Genomic DNA, 1,432 nt, shown 5'->3' on the forward strand with positions numbered 1-1,432 from the left:
TTTACCTAAATGGAGCAAGAAGGCCCACACCATAACCCTAGTTTGGTGTTGGGATGAATTGCGACCAACAAAAAAAATCATGCAGATCGCCAAAAGTTCTGCTATATAATGGTAAAGTTAAAGCATGATTATTAGAGAAGCCAAGCTATTAAACGGGTCTAAGGCACAATATCAAGCCTTAGAACAGGCGATCAGAACTGCTCAATTCATTAGAAACAAAGCAGTTAGATTATGGCGCGACGAGCCAGATGTAAATAAAGCTCGTCTATCTGTGCTGTGTAAAGAACTGGCAACGGAGTTTCCTTTTGCTCAAAAGTTGAACTCAATGGCGCGTCAAGCATCAGCACAGAGAGCTTGGAATTCAATCTCTAGCTTCTATCGTCGCTGTAGAGAAGGAGCCAAAAACAAAGGTTATCCTCAATTCAAAAAGCATTCTCGCTCAGTTGAGTATAAAACCTCTGGATGGAAACTATCACAGGATTGTTTAACTATTAATTTCACCGATGGTTTTCAAGCAGGTAGGTTCTCTCTATTCTGTAATCATCAAACCAGAGAGGACTTATTTAGACTGAAAATCAATCGGGTCAGAATTGTCAGGCGAGCTGATGGTTATTATGCTCAATTGTGCTTTGACGCTCACCGCAAAGAAACAGGGAACTATACCGGGAATGTTGTAGGCATTGATTTAGGTCTGACTTATTTCTACAAAGACCAGAACAACAATGCTGCAATTTATCCCAAGTATTTAAGACAAGCTCAAAAGCGAATAAAGAAACTACAGCGACAACTCTCCAGAAAGTTTGTTAAAGGTAAAAAACCTCAATCAAAAAACTACCACAAAGCCAGGATGAGACTGGGGAAGTGCCATCTGAAAGTTGCTAGACAGCGTAAAGACTGGGCAGTAAAGTTAGCCCGGTGCGTAGTCCACTCTAATGATGTGGTTGTCTACGAAGACCTCAAGATACAAAACATGGTCAAGAACCATCATTTGGCTAAGTCGATTTCTGATGCAAGTTGGTATCAATTCACTCAATGGTTAGATTATTTTGGGAAAGTGTGGGATAAGACAGTGATTGCTGTAGCACCAAATTATACATCCCAAGACTGTTCAAGTTGTGGTCATCGAGTGAAGAAATCTCTGAGTACTAGAACTCATCAATGTCCTAAATGCAAGATTGAAATATGTCGGGATACAAATGCGGCATGGAACATTTTAAATAAAGGGATGAAGATTCTAGATGTGGAGTGGAATCAGATCAAAGGTACTGAAGGGCATTCAGGAACCTCCGAGTATTCGGGAACGCTTGAGGAGACTACCACCTCTGCTGTAGATGGGCAACCTGAAATAGTAAGTGGTGTCACTGAATCAAGAATCACAGATGGGTGAGAATCCCGCGCTGTAATTTTTAATTCAGCGCCGGGAGTATGTCAA

General features: G+C 41.1%; 1 protein-coding gene. It reads left to right on the forward strand.

Annotated features, from left to right (window positions below):
* Positions 1-124 precede the first annotated feature (124 nt).
* On the forward strand, positions 125-1,387 hold the full coding sequence (locus F6K27_RS33170; RefSeq protein WP_287280469.1) for a transposase: 1,263 nt from the start codon (positions 125-127) through the stop codon (positions 1,385-1,387).
* Positions 1,388-1,432: the final 45 nt, after the last annotated feature.

Source organism: Okeania sp. SIO2F5 (assembly GCF_010692685.1).
Classification (GTDB): Bacteria; Cyanobacteriota; Cyanobacteriia; order Cyanobacteriales; family Microcoleaceae; genus Okeania; species Okeania hirsuta.

What these genes read in the sequence shown, in the direction of transcription:
- F6K27_RS33170 (WP_287280469.1), top strand. Translation starts at nt 125, where the DNA reads ATGATTATTAGAGAAGCCAAGCTATTAAACGGGTCTAAGGCACAATAT.